Genomic DNA, 16,265 nt, shown 5'->3' with positions numbered 1-16,265 from the left:
TGCGCGTGACGACTTTTCTTTGTGCCTCCCGACTCAACCCCGGGGCGATTTACGAAGACCCTTGACCGACCCTGTCTGACTTAAAGGAGATTGCCGTGCCTACGTTGGCGCTGGGCGCATTTCCTGGCTGGCTTGCCCGCATCATGGAATTGCGCATCGACGTTGACCCCGGTTCGTGGAAACTGGATAACGAACTGGATAACCTGTACAGCCGCATTACCCGCCCGGGTGACCGCCTGCATGCCATGGCGCAGTCCGGCACCGACATCCCCGGGCTGGTGCTGCGCTACCGCGAAGCGGACGGGGAATTCTATGTCTACCTGGAAGACCGGATGCGCGGCAGGCTGGCGGGCTATACCGTTTTCAACCGCCTGGTCGAACTCGGCAGGCGCGCCGATCCGTTGTTCAGGGCCCCCCATTCCAAGTATGACCCCGCGTATCAGCGGCAGGGGCTCGCCACGGCGGTGTACCGCTGGGCGCTCGACGCCGGGCAGTGCCTGATCACCGGGGCGCGACAGTCGGAGGCCGCACACGGGTTGTGGCGGTCGCTGGCCCGACAATATGAATTCCGCTACGTGAATCTGTCCCGCAAGGAGCTTACCGATCTGGGGGAAGACGTTGCGGATTCCGTGCTGCAGGACCTGCATACCCGTATGGTGTTGTTGGGGCGGGGCTGGACGTGGCCCGACTTGATGGCCGCGGCCGGCATACGTTCACACGGGCCACTGGGCGGTCGGCGCCCGGTGCGATAAGCGCCAAACGTACGGCCGCTTGCCGGGATAACCGCGCGCTCGTTACAACATGTATCACGACGGTGACGAAATGCGCGGTATGCTGGCCCCAGAGAGGGCTCATCAGTGCATCAGAATAATTTCGTTTACAAGGGGTACCGCCTGACTGCCAAAGTCACGCGAGGCACCCCCGGCACGGCAAGCGCTAGCGGCTCCCCCGTCTTTACTGCATCCGTATTCGTCGTACAGGCCGACGCCATCCAGGAAGACGGTGACGAATATGTGGTGCCCGGTTTCGCCGAGGGCAATTTTGTATACAGCCCCCGCGAAGCCGTACACGAAGCGATCAGCCATGGCTGCGCCATTGTCGACGCGCTGACCGGCGTCGTCAGTTGAAAGGCTGGACCCCGCATGGTCGGCTGCGCCCGTCGCGCTGCGCGACGCGATGCGGGCATCGCACAGGCGTTGTGTTGCGTTAACCCGAGAAAATCTCGGCCCAGCTGCGCGCCTTTCCGAGCGGTCGCACGGTGGCGGACTGCTCCAGGATCGACACGGCCTTGTTGAATTCCTCGGGCGACGCGCCGTCTTCCAGGATCACCAGGCGGCCATTGGCGGCATCGGCCATCTTGACGTCGGCCATTTTGCCGTTGGTCTGGTAGACCTGTGTCCAGTCCATCTTCTTGCCGGTCTTGAGTGCGATGGGCTCGATATAGGTAAGCGTGCAACCGGCGGCGCTGCGCACGGCGTATGCGAAGTCGGCCATGTGCCCGCTGCTGGCTCGCGCCCGCGCGCCTTGCACCAGCCGGTCGCCCACGGCTTCGGCCAGGGTGCGGCCGACCTCGGCGCGAAAGCGAAGGCGGTTGAACTTGGGCATCCACTGTGAGCATTGAAAGCTCAGTATCGATACGAGCCGCGTGGCTTCCCACAGGGCTTCCTGCAGGCGCGCAGCAGGGCCGCTGGCGATGATGGCGCCGGTCTTGTCAAAGCGGGCCATGCTCAGGCCGGGCGCTGAATTGAGCTGTTCAAGCCGCTTGGCGGTGATATCTATACCGTAGGTGGCCGCGTGCATGGCGGCCTCGCCGGCGTCGGTGAGGTAGAACGTCTGGTCGTCCGGCTTTGCGACATAAAACGCCGCGTGCTGTCCGTCCAGGCCCATCGCGACGGGTGTGATGGCGCGCACCGCATGATCGCCGGCGGGCAGCACGGTCCAGCCGGCGGCTTGCAAAAACGAAGTCATACCAACAATTCGATCTGTCGGCCCTTAAGCGGGTGGGCGAAACCGCCGGCCAGGGCCAGGTTGGCCTGCTGCAGGAAGTAAGAAACGACGGCCGCCAGGTCGTTCAGCGGCGGGTCTACAGGTTCTGCGTAGCCTTCGCCATCGTCATGCCAGGTGTGCAAATGAGTGCGGCCTTGCAGCACCACGCCATGATGCGGGCGGCCGGCGCCGACCAGGCTGGTGTGGAAGGTATCTGTGGTGTCGACGCCCAATACACGGTGCGGGCCCACGAACAGGCTGGCCGAGCAGGTTTCGGGCAGCGCGATGACGGCCAGCCCGTGCACGGCCGTGCCCGCCGGCCGGTACACCGCACGGAAAATGATGTCGTCGCGCGCTTCGCCGCGCAGGCGGCACGCCGAGGCATATTCCATCCATTGCGCCTGGCCGGCCGCCGGGCGCGCCGTCCAGGCGACGGGTTTTACGGTTTCCTTGGGCGCGGCCAGAATGTCGCGGACTTCGGACGGGCTGATCAATGGGGCTTGCATAAAAAGCGCAGGCGTCGCAAAGGGCCGTAATCTTACAAGAACCCGGCGGCCTGCCGCCGCCCTTGCGGTTTCAAAGCGTGTCGGTGGAGAAGGTGTCGCATTGCCGCAGGTCGCCGCTGTCCAGGCCGCGCTTGAACCAGCGCACGCGTTGCGCCGACGAGCCGTGGGTGAAGGCATCGGGCACCACGTACCCCTGGCTTTGCTTTTGCAGCGTGTCGTCTCCGATGGCGCTGGCCGCGGCCAGGCCTTCTTCGATGTCGCCAGGCTCGAGGATATTGCGCGCCTGGTCTGCGCGGCGGGCCCACAGGCCGGCGAAACAGTCGGCTTGCAGTTCCATGCGCACCGACAGCGCATTGGCCTGGCCCGGATTGCGCTGGCGCAGGCGGTCGACCTGCCCGGCGATGCCCAGCAGGTGTTGCACGTGGTGGCCCACTTCATGGGCGATGACGTAGGCCTGCGCGAAATCGCCCGGCGCGTTCAGGCGGCGTTGCATCTCGTCGAAAAAGCTCAGATCGATATACACCTTGCTGTCGGCGGGGCAGTAGAACGGGCCCATGGCCGCCTGGCCGGTGCCGCACGCGGTGGGCGTGGCGCCCCGGAACAGCACCAGGCGAGGCGGCTGGTACGGGCGGTTCAGGTTCTGCTCGAAGATGGCGGCCCAGGTGTCTTCGGTTTCGCCCAGCACCTGGGCGACGAAGCGTGTTTGCGGATCGTTGGCGGGCGGCTGCGACGGCGCCTGCTGTTGCATGGGGGCGGGGCCTTCGGCCATTTGCAGCACTACCGCCGGGTCCACGCCGAAATAGATGGCCACCAGGGCCAGCACGATGGTGCCTATCCCGATCGAACCGCGGCCGCCCAGCCGCGGGCCGCCGGAACGGCGGTCTTCGATGTTCCGGCTTTCCCGGGAATTGCCCATGCGCATGTTGTTTCTCCTTGGTGGCGCCAACAATGCTAGGATAAACCCATGGCGATCCATTTCTCTATTCATCCAGATAACCCGCAGGCGCGCTTGCTGAAGCAGGCGGCCCATTGGCTCAGCGACGGCGGCCTGGTGGCCGTGCCCACCGATTCCAGCTATGCCGTGGTGGCCCATCTTGATGACAAGGCGGCGGCCGACGCCCTGCGGCGGCTGCGTGGCCTGGACGAACGTCATCATTTGACGCTGCTTTGCCGCGATCTCGCCGAAATCGGCCATTTCGCGCGGGTGGACAATCGCCAGTACCGGCTGCTGAAGGCCGCCACGCCCGGGCCATGGACTTTCATCCTTGAGGCCACCCGCGAAGTGCCGCGCCGCGTGTCGCACCCCTCGCGCAAGACAATCGGCATCCGGGTGCCGCAGCACCCCGTCACGCTGGCGCTGCTCGAGCAGGTCGGGGCGCCGCTGCTGTCTACCACGCTTATTCCCAAGGGCGAAGAAGACGCGCTGAATGACGCCGACGACATCCTGCAGCGCTATTCCCACGATCTGGCGGCGGTGGTGGATGCGGGCGCCTGCCCCCAGTCGCCCACCACTGTTGTCGACCTTACCGGCCCGGAACCTGTCGTGGTGCGGCTGGGGCGCGGAGACCCGGCGACGCTCGGCCTCTGATCCCCGCCGCGGCCGCGCGCAGCGCGACCCAGGTTTTCGCCGCAATTGCGCGAAGGTACAATCCCGCTGGCCATGTCCGACCTCATCCAGACCATCGCGGTTTACGCGATTCCAGTCATTTTCGCCATCACCCTGCACGAGGCCGCGCACGGCTATGTGGCGCGCATGCTGGGCGATCCCACCGCCGAGCAGGCCGGTCGCATCACCCTGAACCCCCTGCGCCACATTGATCCCGTCGGCACATTGCTGGTGCCCGCGGGCATCCTGCTGATGTCCAAGCTGATGGGCGGATCGGCGCTGCTGTTCGGCTGGGCCAAGCCCGTGCCAGTGGATTTCGGCCGGTTGCGCCGACCCAAGAAAGACATGCTCTGGGTGGCGCTTGCCGGCCCTGCGGCGAACCTGTTCATGGCGATCCTGTGGGTGATTTCCATGCGCCTGTATATGGCCGGCGGCGTGCAGGAGGGCTACTGGTACCAGATGGCCATCGCAGGCATCAATATCAACCTGGTGCTGATGGCCCTGAACCTGCTGCCCATCCCGCCCCTGGACGGCGGGCGCATCGTGTTCAGCCTGTTGCCCAACCGGATGGCCTGGCAATATTCGCGCATCGAACCCTACGGCCTGGTCATTGTGTTGCTGCTTTTGGTAACCGATGTGCTGTGGGTGCTGATGCAGCCCGTCCTGCAACTGGGGGCGGCTATCGTCACCTGGTTCTTGTAAATTCCAATATCCGTTAAACTCGGCGATTCGACTGACTCAGTTCACTGCCCGGAGCTCCCGTTCCGGGGCCCGGAGCCCATTTTTCATGGCATCCCCCGCCGAAACCGTTACTTTCCAGGGCAGCCTGGTGGCGCTCGTCACCCCCATGCAGCCCGATGGCAGCCTGGACTACGCTGCCTATCGCAGTTTGATCGATTGGCATATCGCCGAAGGCACCGACGGCCTGGTCGTGGTGGGCACCACGGGCGAATCGCCCACGGTGTCCATGGACGAGCATGCCGAACTCATCCGCGTGGCGGTTGAACATGCCGCAGGGCGCATACCCGTCATTGCCGGGGTGGGCGCCAACTCTACCGATGAAGCCATCCACCTGGCGCGCCATGCCAAGGCCGTCGGCGCGGACGCGGGCTTGTCGGTAGTTCCGTACTACAACAAGCCTTCGCAAGAAGGGCTTTACCGGCATTTCCGGGCAATCGCCGAAGCGGTCGACCTGCCCACGGTACTGTATAACGTGCCGGGCCGAACCGTGGCCGACATGTCCAATGAAACCGTCCTGCGCCTGGCGCAGGTGCCGGGCATCATCGGCATCAAGGATGCCACCGGCGATATCGGCCGCGGCGCGCTGTTGATGCGCGAAGCGCCGGCCGGCTTCCAGGTGTTCAGCGGCGACGATCCCACCGCCACGGCGCTCATCCTGCTGGGTGGGCGCGGCAATATCTCGGTCACGGCCAACGTGGCGCCGCGGCTGATGCGTGAACTCTGTGCCGCCGCCCTGGCGGGCGACGTTCCCAAGGCGCGCGAACTAAATGCGCGCCTGGCGCGTCTTAACAAGGTCTTGTTCATCGAGGCCAATCCCATTCCTGTCAAATGGGCGCTTGCCCAGATGGGCCGCACCGCGCTGGGCTACCGCCTGCCCATGGTCGAGCTGGGCGCCCAGCACCACGACCTGGTTCGCGGCGCGCTCCAGGAAACGGGTCTGCTCTAATAGTGAGGATGCGTATGAACCAACGTCATGCCGCTGCGTCGGCATTGATGGCCCTGGCGTTGTTGGCGGGTTGCAGCGAAGTCAACCAATTGCTGGGTAATGATGAATCGATCGACTACCAAAGCACGCGTCGCGGCGAACCGCTCAGTATTCCGCCCGACCTGACCCAGGCTTCCGCCGATCCGCGCTACCGGGCGCCGACTTCGGGCAGCACGACGTTCTCCGAATACCAGCAACAGGGGCAGCAGGTGGCCTCTGTGTCGCAAAACACCAATGTCCTGCCGCAACGGCCCGACATGCGCGTCGAGCGCGACGGCGACCTGCGCTGGCTGGTAGTGGAACGTCCGCCCGAAGAAGTGTTTCCCAAAGTGGTCGACTTCTGGACCGACACCGGGTTTACCGTTGCGGTGAACGATCCGAAGTCGGGGCTGGTGGAAACCAATTGGGCGGAAAACCGCGCCAAGATCCCCGAAAGCTGGCTGCGCCAGGTGCTGGGGGCGGTGCTCGACACCGCCTGGGATAGCGGCGAGCGCGAAAAATTCCGTACCCGCGTCGAACGCGTCAGCGGCCATACCGAGATCTATATTTCGCATCAGCAAATGATCGAAAAACGCGTGGGCCCCGACGAAATGCAGGTAGCGTGGGAACACGGCAGCGAAGATCCCGGCCTGAACGCGGCCATGCTGGCCCGCCTGATGGTGTACCTGGGCACCGATGTCGACAATGCCCGCAAGCTCGTGGCGCAGGCCGAGGCTTCGCCCCAGGCGCCCAAGGTGCAGGATGTCCGGGCCAGCGGCGCCATGCTGGTGGTCGACGAATCGTTCGATCGCGCCTGGCGGCGCGTGGGTGTGGCGCTCGATTCGGGGGGCTTCGCCGTTGACGACCGTGACCGCTCGGCGGGCGACTATTTCGTGCGTTATGTCGACACCGACACGGGTGCGCAGCAAGATCAGCCGGGCCTCTTCAGCCGCCTGTTCTCGGGCGACAAGCAAACCCAGGCCGCGCAATATCGCATCCACCTGTCGCAAGATGGCGCGCAGACGAACGTCACGGTGCTCGACAGCTCCGGCCAGCGCGACAACAGCCCCACTGCGCAACGCCTGCTCAGCGTCCTGAAAGACAAAATGATCTGACGGACCGCCGGTGCGCAAAAAAAGGCCGCGACAGTGTCGCGGCCTTTTTTATGCAGCCCATGGGCTGTATGGGTCTATCACGAGGCCGGCGTGGTGCTGCCACCCGTGCCACCCGTGCCGCCCGGGGCAGGCGTGGTCGAACTGCCGGGCGCCGGCGTAGTGGGCGCAGGCGTGGCCGGCGCGGGGCTGGACGGCGCCGGCATCGTGGTCGACGGTTCGGAGCCGGCTGGACTCGCGGCTTCTTCCTTATTGTCGCAAGCGGTCAGCGCTACGGCGACGACCGAAGCAAGGATGAGGGTTTTGCTGAGCATGTTGGACTCCTGTTAGTTGACAGTCATGCGGCCCATATTGGGGGAAACCAGTATCCCATTAGGGGAAACCAGTACTCAGGCTACAGGAATCGGCTACATGCTTGCGTGTGGAAATTAAAGCGGTGGCATCCGGAAGGTAACAATCCTTACTTATAAGTGTGTGACCTGTCGCGATGTTTCAAACGACGTGCACTCCTTAGCGTTCTGTACCGGCTGGAAACTGCATGGTTTCCGGATGGTACGGCGCACGCCCCGGGCGAGGCTTTATGGCAACAGCCGCTGTCGCGGCCATGCCACAACTATCGCGGCCACGCGCTACGGTTGGTAGTGCAACCAGCCTGCATCGAGCCAGTCGGCCAGGCATTCGCGAGCCGCGTCCGTAAGGCGCGCGCATTTCGGGCTGGCACAGTCCAGCCGACGTTCGTCGGCCAGTATGCGCAACGCGCCATCGGCCGGTACGGGAGCGGTTTCGCCGTTGATGAACAACTGGCGGCCTCGGTATAGCATGCGGGTGCGGCGGTCCAGCCGCAATGTGCCGCTTTCGGGCCATTGGCTGGCCAGGTCCACGCCGGGTGGCGGCTCGGGCTCGAATACGGCCAGATTGCTGGGTTCGGTCAGCCAGCAGCCCAGAAAGCGCGACGCCAGCGCATCGTCGAAGCGGATTTTCGTCAGGGTGTCGAGCGTGGCCTGCACCAGGGAATCCGGCAGTGCGGCAGGGGTCTGCACGGCTGGCTGGCCGGGATCGCGGTACAGAGCGTCCAGGCGAGGCCCGGGCAACGGTGGTTCGCCATAGGGCCCGCCCAGGAGCCCGATACGCGCCATGGCCTGGTCGGCCGCCGCCTCGAGAAGTCCGCGCGCCAGCGCCGCCTGCGTGGGGGCGCGAAAGCCGACAGAGATGGTCATGCAATCGTCACCCAGTGCGATGCCGTCGTGCGCCGCCTGGGGCGGCAAGTACAGCATGTCGCCGGGCTCGAGCACGACGTCGTGCTCGGGCGTGAACTGCTGCAGTATCTTCAGCGGCAGGCCGGGCTGCAGCGACAGGTCTTTCTGGCGGCCGTAGCGCCAGCGGCGGCGCCCGCTGGCCTGCAGCAGAAAAACGTCGTAGCTGTCGAAATGCGGGCCGACGCCGCCACCGTCGGACGCGACGCTGATCATGATGTCGTCGAGCCTGGCGTCGGGAATGAAGCGGAACTGCTGCAGCAGAGACGAGGCGGCGTCGCTGTGCAGGTCTACGCTTTGCACCAGAAGCGTCCAGTCGGGCTCGTCTTTGCGGGGCAGGCGGGCGAACGGGCCTTCTTCCATTTGCCATTGACCTGCCTCGCGCCAGATCAGGCGCGATTCCACATCGTCTCTGCGCGCCAGCTTTTTCAGCGCGGCGATGCTTACCGGCGGCTTGAAGCCGGGGATCGCCTGGCGGATCAGGAATGGCTTGCGCTGCCAATAGCGGCGCATGAAATCGTCGGGGCTCAGGCCGCCCAGCAGGGTCAGCGGTAGTTGGGTGTTCATGGCAGGCAGGCCTTCAGTCGGTACAGCGCGTCCAGCGCTTCGCGCGGCGTCAGGCTGTCGGGGTCGATCTGCGCGAGTTCGTCGCGCAGCGCTAGCAGGGCAAGCGACTCGTCGGATTGGTCGCTCGCGGCGCCGGCTTGCGCGTCCGCTTCGATGGCAGCGGCAAACAGGCCCAGCTGCGGCGTGGGCGCGCCCTGCGCTTCAAGGCGTTCGAGCTCACGCGTGGCGTGCCGGATGACGGCAGCCGGCACGCCGGCGCGCTGCGCGACCTGGATGCCGTAGCTGCGGCTGGCAGGGCCGTCGCGCACTTCATGCAGAAACACGATGCCGCCCGCCGATTCGGCGGCCGCCAGGTGCACGTTGGCCGCGGTGGGCTGTTCGGCCGGCAGGCGCGTGAGCTCGAAATAATGCGTGGCGAACAGCGTCAGGGCGCGGTTGTGGGTAACCAGCCGCAAGGCGATTGCCCAGGCAAGCGCCAGCCCATCATAGGTAGAAGTACCCCGGCCGATCTCGTCCATCAGCACCAGACTGTTCGGCGTGCTGGCGGCAAGAATGGCCGCCGCCTCGGTCATTTCCATCATGAATGTGGAACGCCCTCCCGCCAGATCGTCGGCCGCGCCGATGCGCGTGAAGATGCGGTCGAGCCTGCCTATTGCGGCCCGCTGCGCCGGCACGAAGCTGCCGGTGCGCGCCAACAGCGCGATCAGGGCCACCTGGCGCATATAGGTGGACTTGCCGCCCATGTTGGGGCCGGTGATCAGCAGCATGCGGCGCATGGGATCGAGCCGGCAACTGTTGGGCGTGAAGCGTTCGATGGAGCGTTCCACGACCGGATGGCGGCCGGCGTCGATGTCGATTTCGGCCTGCTCGGTGAGTTCGGGGGCCACCCAGGCATGTCGCCGGGCATGCTCGGCTAGCGCGGCCAGGGTGTCGAGCTCGGCCAGGGCGCCCGCGCATTCGGACAGGGCGCTGACGTGTTCGGCCAATGCATCCAGCACTTGCTCGTAGAGCCACTTCTCACGCGCGAGCGAGCGATCCTGGGCCGACAGCACCTTGTCTTCCCACGCCTTGAGTTCGGGTGTGATGTAGCGTTCGGCATTCTTGAGCGTCTGGCGGCGGCGGTAGTCGTCGGGGACTTTGTCTGCCTGGCCTCGGGTGACTTCAATATAGAAGCCGTGCACGCGATTGAACTCGACGCGCAGATTGGCGATGCCCGTGCGTTCGCGTTCGCGCGTTTCGAGCTGCAGCAGGTAATCACCGCCATCGGCCGCCAGGCCGCGCAGTTCGTCCAGTTCGGCGTCAAAGCCCGCTGCGATGACGCCGCCGTCGCGTACTGCCACGGCGGGTTCCTGCGCGATGGCCCGCTGCAGCAAGGCAGCCGCGGCGGGATCGGGTGTAAGGTGGGCCGCCAGCGCGGCCAGCCGCGACGAGCTATGCAGCGGCTCGACCAGGGCCCGCAAGGCGGGTAGCGCGCCCAGGGCGTCGCGCAGGCTGGCGAGTTCGCGGGGGCGCGCCGAGCGCAGCGCCAGCCGCGACGATATCCGCTCGACGTCGGGAAAGGCATCCAGCGCCGAGCGCAGGGTGTCGAGCAGATCCGCGCAAGCGAAGGGCTCGCCGGAATCGAGCCTTCCGGCCAGCAGGGCTGAAATGGCCTGCTGGCGCGCCAGCGCGGGTGCGTTCTCGCGCAGGGGATGGTGCAGCCACCTGCGCAGCAGGCGGCTGCCCATGGGCGTGCGGCAGCCATCGAGCAGCGAGAAGACGGTGGGCGAGTCTTCGCCGCTGAGTGTCTGCGTCAGTTCCAGGTTGCGCCGTGTCACCGGGTCCATCAGTACATACTGGCCGGGCCGGTCTACCGCGATACTTTGTACATGTGCGAGCGCGCGCGACTGTGTGCGCGCCGCGTAGCGCAACAGCGCGCCGGCGGCGCAGATCGCTGCGGGCATGTCTTCGACGTCGAAACCGGCCAGCGTGTCGGTCTTGAAGTGCGCCAGCAGGTGGGCACGCGCGCCGTCGCTTTCAAAATGCCAGTCGGGTACGCGGGAGCGCGCACCTTCATATGCCAGCGCCAGGTCGGCGCTTTCGGCGCATATCAGTTCGGCCGGGGCGATGCGATGCAGCTCGGATTCCAGTTGCGCGGGGGCGCACTCGGTCACGCGGAATTCGCCGCTGGCCAGGTTGAGCCACGCGAGGCCCGCACGCAGGTTGCGCGCCTTGCCCGAGACAAACACCGCTGCCAGCGCGCGGTCGGCCTTGGCCGGCAGCAGGGCTTCATCGGTGAGCGTGCCCGGTGTGACGATGCGGACGATGCGCCGTTCAACGGGGCCTTTGGCCGCGGCAGGGTCGCCGATCTGTTCGCAAATGGCCACCGATTCGCCTTGGCCGACCAGCCGCGCCAGGTACTGCTCCATCGCGTGCACTGGCACGCCGGCCATGGGAATGGGCGTGCCGTTGGAGGTGCCGCGCTTGGTCAGCGTCAGGCCCAGCATGCGGGCGGCGCGTTCGGCGTCTTCGTAGAACATTTCGTAGAAGTCGCCCATGCGATAGAACAGCAGCAGGGCGCCTGCCTCGGCCTTCAGGCGCAGGTACTGCTGCATCATGGGAGTGTGGCCGGCCAGGTTGTCGTTGGAGCTGTTGCCGCCCGGCCCGGCGGAAAGATCTTTGGCGCTTTGCTTCGACATTGATGGGAATTCTTCGGTCTCGGGTAAACCAACACCGCCTATTAGAACTCATCCCGCCGAGCCGGCGGTCGGCACGCCGCTTGCGCATAGGCAGGCGCGCCCGGGCGTGCCACAATGGGTTGGCCCGATCACGGGCGGCGGCTTGCCGCCTTGGCTTGTCGCAATTTTCTTGCAGGAGACGAGCAATGTCCAACAACAGTCATGTCTATAAGCAGATCGAGCTGGTCGGATCGTCTACGAAGTCGTCCGATGACGCCATTGTGCAAGCCATTGCGCGGGCATCGGAAACGCTGCGCAACCTTGACTGGTTCGAAGTGACCGAATTGCGCGGCCACATCAAGGACGGAAAGATCGAACATTGGCAGGTCGGCCTGAAGATCGGCATGCGCCTGGAAGACGGCGACTAAGCGGCGGGCGCTGATTGCCGCGTAAATAAAAAGTGCCCGGCCCTTTCGGGATTCCGGGCACCTAAGCGCTTGGCGAAGGCTGCCGGGCCGTGTCCGGCACGGCGGGCGAATCAGCCGGCCAGTTTCGCCACCCAGGCGACGTATCCGTCGAGCCAGCCCTGCAAGAACTTGCGCGTGCCTTCGTTAGTGATGGTGTATTGGTCGTCGATGAGGCCATCGGTGTATTGCAGGAAGACTTCGGGCGTGGTCATGACGTTGACGCCTTCGGCGGCCAGGATGTTGCGCAGATGCTGTTGAGCCATGGCAGTGCCGGCCGCACTGGGCGACGTGCCCACGATGCCTGCGGTCTTGCCCGTCCAGGAATTCTGGCCCCACGGTCGCGACCCCCAGTCGATCGCATTTTTCAGGGCTGCAGGTATCGAGCGGTTGTGTTCGGGCGTGACAAACAGCAGCCCATCGGCGCGTGCAATCAGGTCTTTCAGTGCGGCCGCCTGCGGCGGCATGGACATTTCGTTGTCCTGGTTATAGAGCGGCACGTCGCCCAGGCTGGCGTATTCGAACTCGACCGTATCCGGAGCCAGCTTTTCAAGGGCGCGCGCCAGGCGCAGGTTGAACGATGCTGCGCGCAGGCTACCGACCAATACCGCGATCTTGTGATTGCTCATGATGACGACTGCTCCAAGGGGAAATGAGTGTCCAGTGTAGACCTGCGCGCGCGCCACGCTCAATAAGGGATCGCCTCGGCCCGTATTGGCCCGATGCGCGCCAGAACGGTGCAAATGCCCGATGCCGGTGGATCGCTGCGGTGCACAAAAATGCGGGAAAGCGGGGCAGAGCGGGCGGGGGCGCGGCCAATCGGGGCTGCCGCGAGTTGGCATGGACATTGCTAGGGTTAACACTGAGTTGAGCGGGCAATCCGGCCCGTGCCGCCCGCCCGAATTGTCATCAGGAGCATGCATGTCTGTCCCGTCTTCCGCGCCCGTCACGATGCTTGTTACCCGGCATATCGCCCCGGAACGTTATGGGGATTTCCTTGCCTGGATGCGCCAGGGCGAAATCCTTGCGGCAGGTTTCCCGGGGTTCCTGGGCTCGGGCGTGCTGCTGCCCCCCGAGGGCGGCGATCAATATCAGATTGTGCTGCGCTTTGCCGACGCCGCCAGCCTGGCGCGCTGGGAAAACTCCTTGCCCCGTCGCATGTGGCTTGAGCGCGGCGCTGACCTCGTGCGGGCCAGTCGTGTGCACAGGGTGAGCGGCATGGATACGTGGTTCGGGCCCGCGCATGCGGCGCCGCCACGGTGGAAGCAGGCCGTCAGCATCTGGATCGCGTACTTCCCGGTGCTGCTGGTGTTCAGCATCCTGCTCAACGCCCAGTTGAGCGCAATGCCGGTGTTCTGGCGCGTGTTCGTCACCACCGTATGTATGACGCCGATCCTTTCTTTTGTTTGCATTCCCGTGGTCACCCGTTTGTTGAAGGGCTGGTTGCGGCCGGCGGGCCCACGCGTAAAGAAGGGAAGGCGACTTTCTTCTGTATGCTAAACGAAAATTGTTTACACTTGCGCTTGCAAACTTTCAACCACAGGAAAAGCGCGCCACGCGGGGGGCGCGTTTTCAAATAAAGGAGAGTGTTTTGATGCGCAAGTTGCTTTATGGCGCACTGCTGGCCGCTTCAATGGCGGCCGGCGCGGCCCAGTCGGCCGTTGAGCCCAAGGCGGTGGTAAAGACCTATTCCGACGTGGCGCTCGCCGGCTACGAAGATTCGCTCGAGTCGGCCAAGGCATTGCGCACGGCGATCCAGGCGCTGATCGACAAGCCCAGCGAGCAGACGCTGCAGGCCGCACGCGCGGCGTGGCTGGCTGCGCGTGTGCCGTATCAGCAGACGGAAGCGTTCCGCTTCGGCAACTCCATTGTCGATGACTGGGAAGGCAGCGTGAACGCATGGCCATTGGACGAGGGCCTGATCGACTACGTGGACGCCTCGTATGGCACCGAAAGCGACGCCAACGCGTTCTACGCGGTGAACGTGATCGCCAATTCCAAGATCTCGGTGGGCGGCAAGACAATCGACGTCACCACCATTACGCCGGAACTGCTGGCCGAGACGCTGCACGAGGCCGATGGCAATGAGGCGAACGTGGCTACCGGGTACCACGCGATCGAGTTTCTGCTTTGGGGCCAGGACCTGAACGGCACCGGTCCGGCGCCGGCCGACCGCAAGGGTACCCCGCAAGAGCGCCATGCCGGCAACCGTCCGCATACCGATTTCGATACCGCCAACTGCACCGGCGGCAATTGCGAGCGGCGCGTACAGTTCCTGCGCGCGGTGACCGATCTGCTGGTGTCCGACCTGGAAACCATGGTGGGCAACTGGAAGCAAGACGGCGAGGCCCGCAAGGCGGTCGAAGAAGATCCGAAGGCCGGGTTGGTGGCCATGTTGACCGGCCTGGGCAGCCTGTCGTACGGAGAGCTGGCGGGCGAGCGCATGAAGCTCGGCCTGATGCTGCACGACCCCGAAGAGGAACACGACTGCTTCTCGGACAACACGCATAACTCGCACTACTACAACCAGCTGGGCATTCGCAACGTGTACCTGGGTTCGTACGATCGTGTCGATGGCAAGACCGTGTCCGGTCCCAGCCTGTCGGACCTGGTGAAGGCGCGTGATCCCAAGCTCGACGAAGAAATGCGTGCCAAGCTGGACGCGACCGTGGCGGCCATGCAGGCCATGCGCGACCGGGCCGAAAAGGTCGAGACCTACGATCAGATGATTGCCAGCGGCAATGCCGAAGGCAACGCCGTGGTGCAGGCCGCCATCGACCGGCTCATCGACCAGACCCGCAGCCTGGAGCGCGTCATTGCCGTCCTGGAGCTGGGCGATGTGACCCTGGAAGGCTCCGACAGCCTCGACAAGCCGGAAGCCGTATTCCAGTGAGCAAGACTGTAGTTGCAGTATTGGCGGCGCTGGCGGTGGCCGGCGCCGCCGCGTCGCCCCCGGTGCGCGATGACCTGACTCCCGCCGACCGCGAGCGCGTCACCAAGGTTACCGCTGCTACCCGCGATTTTTCTCAGGCCGAGCAGTTCGAGGCCATGTCGGCGGGCGCGGCCACCACGCGCAAGCTGATCAACGCCGACATTTTTTCGCAGCCCTCTGCCAACCTGACGTTCGAGGGGCGCCAGCAATTCCTGGTGGGCAACGGCCTGTTCCGCAAAGACTGGGTGTCTTCGCCGTCGTCCACCCAGGCGTCCGATGGCCTGGGGCCGCTGTTCAACGCGCGGTCTTGCCAGGCCTGCCATACCAAAGACGGGCGAGGCACGGTGCCGGGTTTCGACCCGATGGAACGTTCCGATGCCGTGGCGTTGTTGTTGCGCCTGGCCGTGCCGCCCAGTACCGACGAACATCGACGCCTGCTGGCTTCGGGCGAATTGCCCTTCGTGCCCGAACCGGTATATGGCTCGCAATTGCAGAATTTCGCCGTGCCCGGCCTGCCCGCCGAAGGGCGGATGGAGATCGAGTACGAACCTGTCGTGGTCGAGCTCAATGGCGGGGAAACGGCCACCCTGATGAAGCCCGCCTACCGTATCGAGAACCCCGGCTATGGGCCGCTGCGCCCGGATGTGCAGATCTCTGCGCGGCTCGCGCCGCCCATGATAGGCCTGGGCTTGCTCGAAGCCATCCATCCGGCCGATATCCTGGCCAATGCGGCGGCCGATCATGGCGACGGCGTCAGCGGGCGTCCGAATTGGGTGCGCGACGTGCGCACCGGCGAGCGCGTGCTGGGCCGCTTCAACTGGAAGGCCAGCCAGCCGACCGTGGAGCAGCAGAGCGCGGTGGCGTTTTCCAACGATATGGGCCTGTCCACGCCATTGTTCACCAGCCATTATGGCGAATGCCGCCCGGGACAGGAGGCCTGCTTCAAGATGCCGCATGGCGCGCAGCCCCGCCTGGGCGAGCACGAAGTGCCTGGCGAGCTCATGGACTTTGTCACGATGTATTCGCTGAACCTGGCTGTGCCGCAGCGGCGCGACATCGATGACAAGCGCGTGCTGGCCGGCAAGCGGCTTTTCTATGAGGCCAACTGCGTGGCCTGCCACGTGCCCAAATACGTCACCAGCCGCGACGCGAAACGGCCCGAGCACCGTTTCCAGTTGATCTGGCCATATACCGATTTGCTGCTGCACGACATGGGCGAGGGCCTGGCCGACGGCGTGTCGGAAGACCTGGCCAGCGGCAGCGAATGGCGCACGCCGCCCTTGTGGGGCATAGGCCTGACGCGCACCGTCAACCCCAATGCCACGTGGCTGCATGATGGCCGTGCACGCACGCTGCTCGAGGCCATTCTGTGGCACGGCGGCGAGGCGCAGGCCGCGCGCGACCGGGTCGTGGCCATGACGCCGCAAGAGCGCGCCGACTTGATCCGCTTCCTGGAATCGCTATAACCGGGGAGCCT

General features: G+C 65.2%; 17 protein-coding genes. 10 read left to right on the top strand and 7 right to left on the bottom strand.

Annotated elements, in window-relative coordinates; genetic code table 11:
• The first annotated feature begins 95 nt into the window (after nucleotides 1-95).
• Together CAL19_RS12510 and CAL19_RS12505 are read left to right on the top strand one after the other, a co-directional pair.
• The gene (locus CAL19_RS12510) at nucleotides 96-752 is read left to right on the top strand and encodes an N-acetyltransferase (RefSeq protein ID WP_094796921.1); all 657 of its coding nucleotides are present in this window, start codon (nucleotides 96-98) and stop codon (nucleotides 750-752) included.
• Nucleotides 753-857: 105 nt separating this feature from the next.
• Nucleotides 858-1,127 (top strand): hypothetical protein, encoded by a 270-nt coding sequence (locus CAL19_RS12505; RefSeq protein WP_094796920.1) that lies wholly within the window; start codon nucleotides 858-860, stop codon nucleotides 1,125-1,127.
• 79 nt (nucleotides 1,128-1,206) lie between these two features.
• Here the strand turns inward: CAL19_RS12505 and CAL19_RS12500 are convergent, their stop codons facing one another.
• From CAL19_RS12500 to ypfJ, 3 genes are all read right to left on the bottom strand, one after another.
• A complete protein-coding gene (locus CAL19_RS12500; RefSeq protein WP_094796919.1) occupies nucleotides 1,207-1,968 on the bottom strand; it encodes a DUF1828 domain-containing protein in 762 nt (253 codons plus the stop codon).
• Entirely contained in the window at nucleotides 1,965-2,492 is a 528-nt protein-coding gene (locus tag CAL19_RS12495; protein ID WP_094796918.1) for a hypothetical protein, read from the bottom strand. Before CAL19_RS12495 ends, CAL19_RS12500 begins: the two co-directional genes overlap by 4 nt.
• Before the next feature lie 70 nt (nucleotides 2,493-2,562).
• Nucleotides 2,563-3,414, bottom strand: coding sequence for a KPN_02809 family neutral zinc metallopeptidase (gene ypfJ / locus CAL19_RS12490; RefSeq protein ID WP_170941525.1), 852 nt, complete (start codon nucleotides 3,412-3,414; stop codon nucleotides 2,563-2,565).
• A 42-nt stretch (nucleotides 3,415-3,456) separates the two neighbouring features.
• On the opposite strand from ypfJ, the gene CAL19_RS12485 reads away from it, so the two are divergent.
• The 4 genes from CAL19_RS12485 (at nucleotide 3,457) to bamC (ending at nucleotide 6,918) form a co-directional block, all read left to right on the top strand.
• Nucleotides 3,457-4,080: an L-threonylcarbamoyladenylate synthase gene (locus CAL19_RS12485; protein ID WP_026640128.1), complete on the top strand. Its 624-nt coding sequence runs from the start codon at nucleotides 3,457-3,459 to the stop codon at nucleotides 4,078-4,080.
• Between the two features lie 72 nt (nucleotides 4,081-4,152).
• A complete protein-coding gene (locus CAL19_RS12480; RefSeq protein ID WP_026640129.1) occupies nucleotides 4,153-4,800 on the top strand; it encodes a site-2 protease family protein in 648 nt (215 codons plus the stop codon).
• An 85-nt stretch (nucleotides 4,801-4,885) separates the two neighbouring features.
• The gene (dapA, locus tag CAL19_RS12475) at nucleotides 4,886-5,785 is read left to right on the top strand and encodes a 4-hydroxy-tetrahydrodipicolinate synthase (protein WP_026640130.1); all 900 of its coding nucleotides are present in this window, start codon (nucleotides 4,886-4,888) and stop codon (nucleotides 5,783-5,785) included.
• A gap of 8 nt (nucleotides 5,786-5,793) precedes the next feature.
• Entirely contained in the window at nucleotides 5,794-6,918 is a 1,125-nt protein-coding gene (gene bamC, locus CAL19_RS12470) for an outer membrane protein assembly factor BamC (RefSeq protein WP_094796917.1), read from the top strand.
• A 77-nt stretch (nucleotides 6,919-6,995) separates the two neighbouring features.
• On the opposite strand, the gene CAL19_RS12465 is transcribed toward bamC, so the two are convergent.
• From CAL19_RS12465 to mutS, 3 genes are all read right to left on the bottom strand, one after another.
• Nucleotides 6,996-7,229, bottom strand: a complete 234-nt coding sequence (locus tag CAL19_RS12465; protein WP_081745725.1) for a hypothetical protein — start codon at nucleotides 7,227-7,229, stop codon at nucleotides 6,996-6,998.
• Nucleotides 7,230-7,544: 315 nt separating this feature from the next.
• Complete coding sequence (locus CAL19_RS12460) at nucleotides 7,545-8,735, bottom strand: cupin domain-containing protein (protein ID WP_094796916.1); 1,191 nt, start codon at nucleotides 8,733-8,735, stop codon at nucleotides 7,545-7,547.
• Complete coding sequence (gene mutS, locus CAL19_RS12455) at nucleotides 8,732-11,413, bottom strand: DNA mismatch repair protein MutS (RefSeq protein ID WP_432759164.1); 2,682 nt, start codon at nucleotides 11,411-11,413, stop codon at nucleotides 8,732-8,734. Before mutS ends, CAL19_RS12460 begins: the two co-directional genes overlap by 4 nt.
• A gap of 185 nt (nucleotides 11,414-11,598) precedes the next feature.
• Here mutS and CAL19_RS12450 point away from each other — a divergent pair, with 185 nt between their 5' ends.
• On the top strand, nucleotides 11,599-11,820 hold the full coding sequence (locus tag CAL19_RS12450; protein WP_026640134.1) for a dodecin: 222 nt from the start codon (nucleotides 11,599-11,601) through the stop codon (nucleotides 11,818-11,820).
• Nucleotides 11,821-11,930: 110 nt separating this feature from the next.
• Here the strand turns inward: CAL19_RS12450 and CAL19_RS12445 are convergent, their stop codons facing one another.
• Complete coding sequence (locus CAL19_RS12445; RefSeq protein WP_026640135.1) at nucleotides 11,931-12,485, bottom strand: NADPH-dependent FMN reductase; 555 nt, start codon at nucleotides 12,483-12,485, stop codon at nucleotides 11,931-11,933.
• Nucleotides 12,486-12,777: 292 nt separating this feature from the next.
• Here CAL19_RS12445 and CAL19_RS12440 point away from each other — a divergent pair, with 292 nt between their 5' ends.
• The 3 genes from CAL19_RS12440 to CAL19_RS12430 all read left to right on the top strand — a co-directional run bounded on the left by CAL19_RS12440 (nucleotide 12,778) and on the right by CAL19_RS12430 (nucleotide 16,254).
• Entirely contained in the window at nucleotides 12,778-13,356 is a 579-nt protein-coding gene (locus CAL19_RS12440) for an antibiotic biosynthesis monooxygenase (RefSeq protein WP_094796915.1), read from the top strand.
• Nucleotides 13,357-13,450: 94 nt separating this feature from the next.
• A complete protein-coding gene (locus CAL19_RS12435) occupies nucleotides 13,451-14,749 on the top strand; it encodes an imelysin family protein (RefSeq protein ID WP_026640136.1) in 1,299 nt (432 codons plus the stop codon).
• Complete coding sequence (locus CAL19_RS12430) at nucleotides 14,746-16,254, top strand: di-heme oxidoredictase family protein (protein WP_038852408.1); 1,509 nt, start codon at nucleotides 14,746-14,748, stop codon at nucleotides 16,252-16,254. Before CAL19_RS12435 ends, CAL19_RS12430 begins: the two co-directional genes overlap by 4 nt.
• Nucleotides 16,255-16,265 lie beyond the last annotated feature (11 nt).

It is taken from the genome of Bordetella genomosp. 7, from assembly GCF_002261265.1.
GTDB lineage: Bacteria > Pseudomonadota > Gammaproteobacteria > Burkholderiales > Burkholderiaceae_B > Bordetella_A.
This window is presented reverse-complemented; position numbering and strand designations above follow the sequence as displayed.

Excerpts from the sequence above, each read along its gene's own strand:
- CAL19_RS12500 (WP_094796919.1), bottom strand. The coding sequence starts at position 1,968 with ATGACTTCGTTTTTGCAAGCCGCCGGCTGGACCGTGCTGCCCGCCGGC.
- CAL19_RS12495 (WP_094796918.1), bottom strand. The coding sequence starts at position 2,492 with ATGCAAGCCCCATTGATCAGCCCGTCCGAAGTCCGCGACATTCTGGCC.
- ypfJ (WP_170941525.1), bottom strand. The coding sequence starts at position 3,414 with ATGCGCATGGGCAATTCCCGGGAAAGCCGGAACATCGAAGACCGCCGT.
- CAL19_RS12485 (WP_026640128.1), top strand. The coding sequence starts at position 3,457 with ATGGCGATCCATTTCTCTATTCATCCAGATAACCCGCAGGCGCGCTTG.
- CAL19_RS12480 (WP_026640129.1), top strand. The coding sequence starts at position 4,153 with ATGTCCGACCTCATCCAGACCATCGCGGTTTACGCGATTCCAGTCATT.
- dapA (WP_026640130.1), top strand. The coding sequence starts at position 4,886 with ATGGCATCCCCCGCCGAAACCGTTACTTTCCAGGGCAGCCTGGTGGCG.
- bamC (WP_094796917.1), top strand. The coding sequence starts at position 5,794 with ATGCGTATGAACCAACGTCATGCCGCTGCGTCGGCATTGATGGCCCTG.
- CAL19_RS12465 (WP_081745725.1), bottom strand. The coding sequence starts at position 7,229 with ATGCTCAGCAAAACCCTCATCCTTGCTTCGGTCGTCGCCGTAGCGCTG.
- CAL19_RS12460 (WP_094796916.1), bottom strand. The coding sequence starts at position 8,735 with ATGAACACCCAACTACCGCTGACCCTGCTGGGCGGCCTGAGCCCCGAC.
- mutS (WP_432759164.1), bottom strand. The coding sequence starts at position 11,413 with ATGTCGAAGCAAAGCGCCAAAGATCTTTCCGCCGGGCCGGGCGGCAAC.
- CAL19_RS12450 (WP_026640134.1), top strand. The coding sequence starts at position 11,599 with ATGTCCAACAACAGTCATGTCTATAAGCAGATCGAGCTGGTCGGATCG.
- CAL19_RS12445 (WP_026640135.1), bottom strand. The coding sequence starts at position 12,485 with ATGAGCAATCACAAGATCGCGGTATTGGTCGGTAGCCTGCGCGCAGCA.
- CAL19_RS12440 (WP_094796915.1), top strand. The coding sequence starts at position 12,778 with ATGTCTGTCCCGTCTTCCGCGCCCGTCACGATGCTTGTTACCCGGCAT.
- CAL19_RS12435 (WP_026640136.1), top strand. The coding sequence starts at position 13,451 with ATGCGCAAGTTGCTTTATGGCGCACTGCTGGCCGCTTCAATGGCGGCC.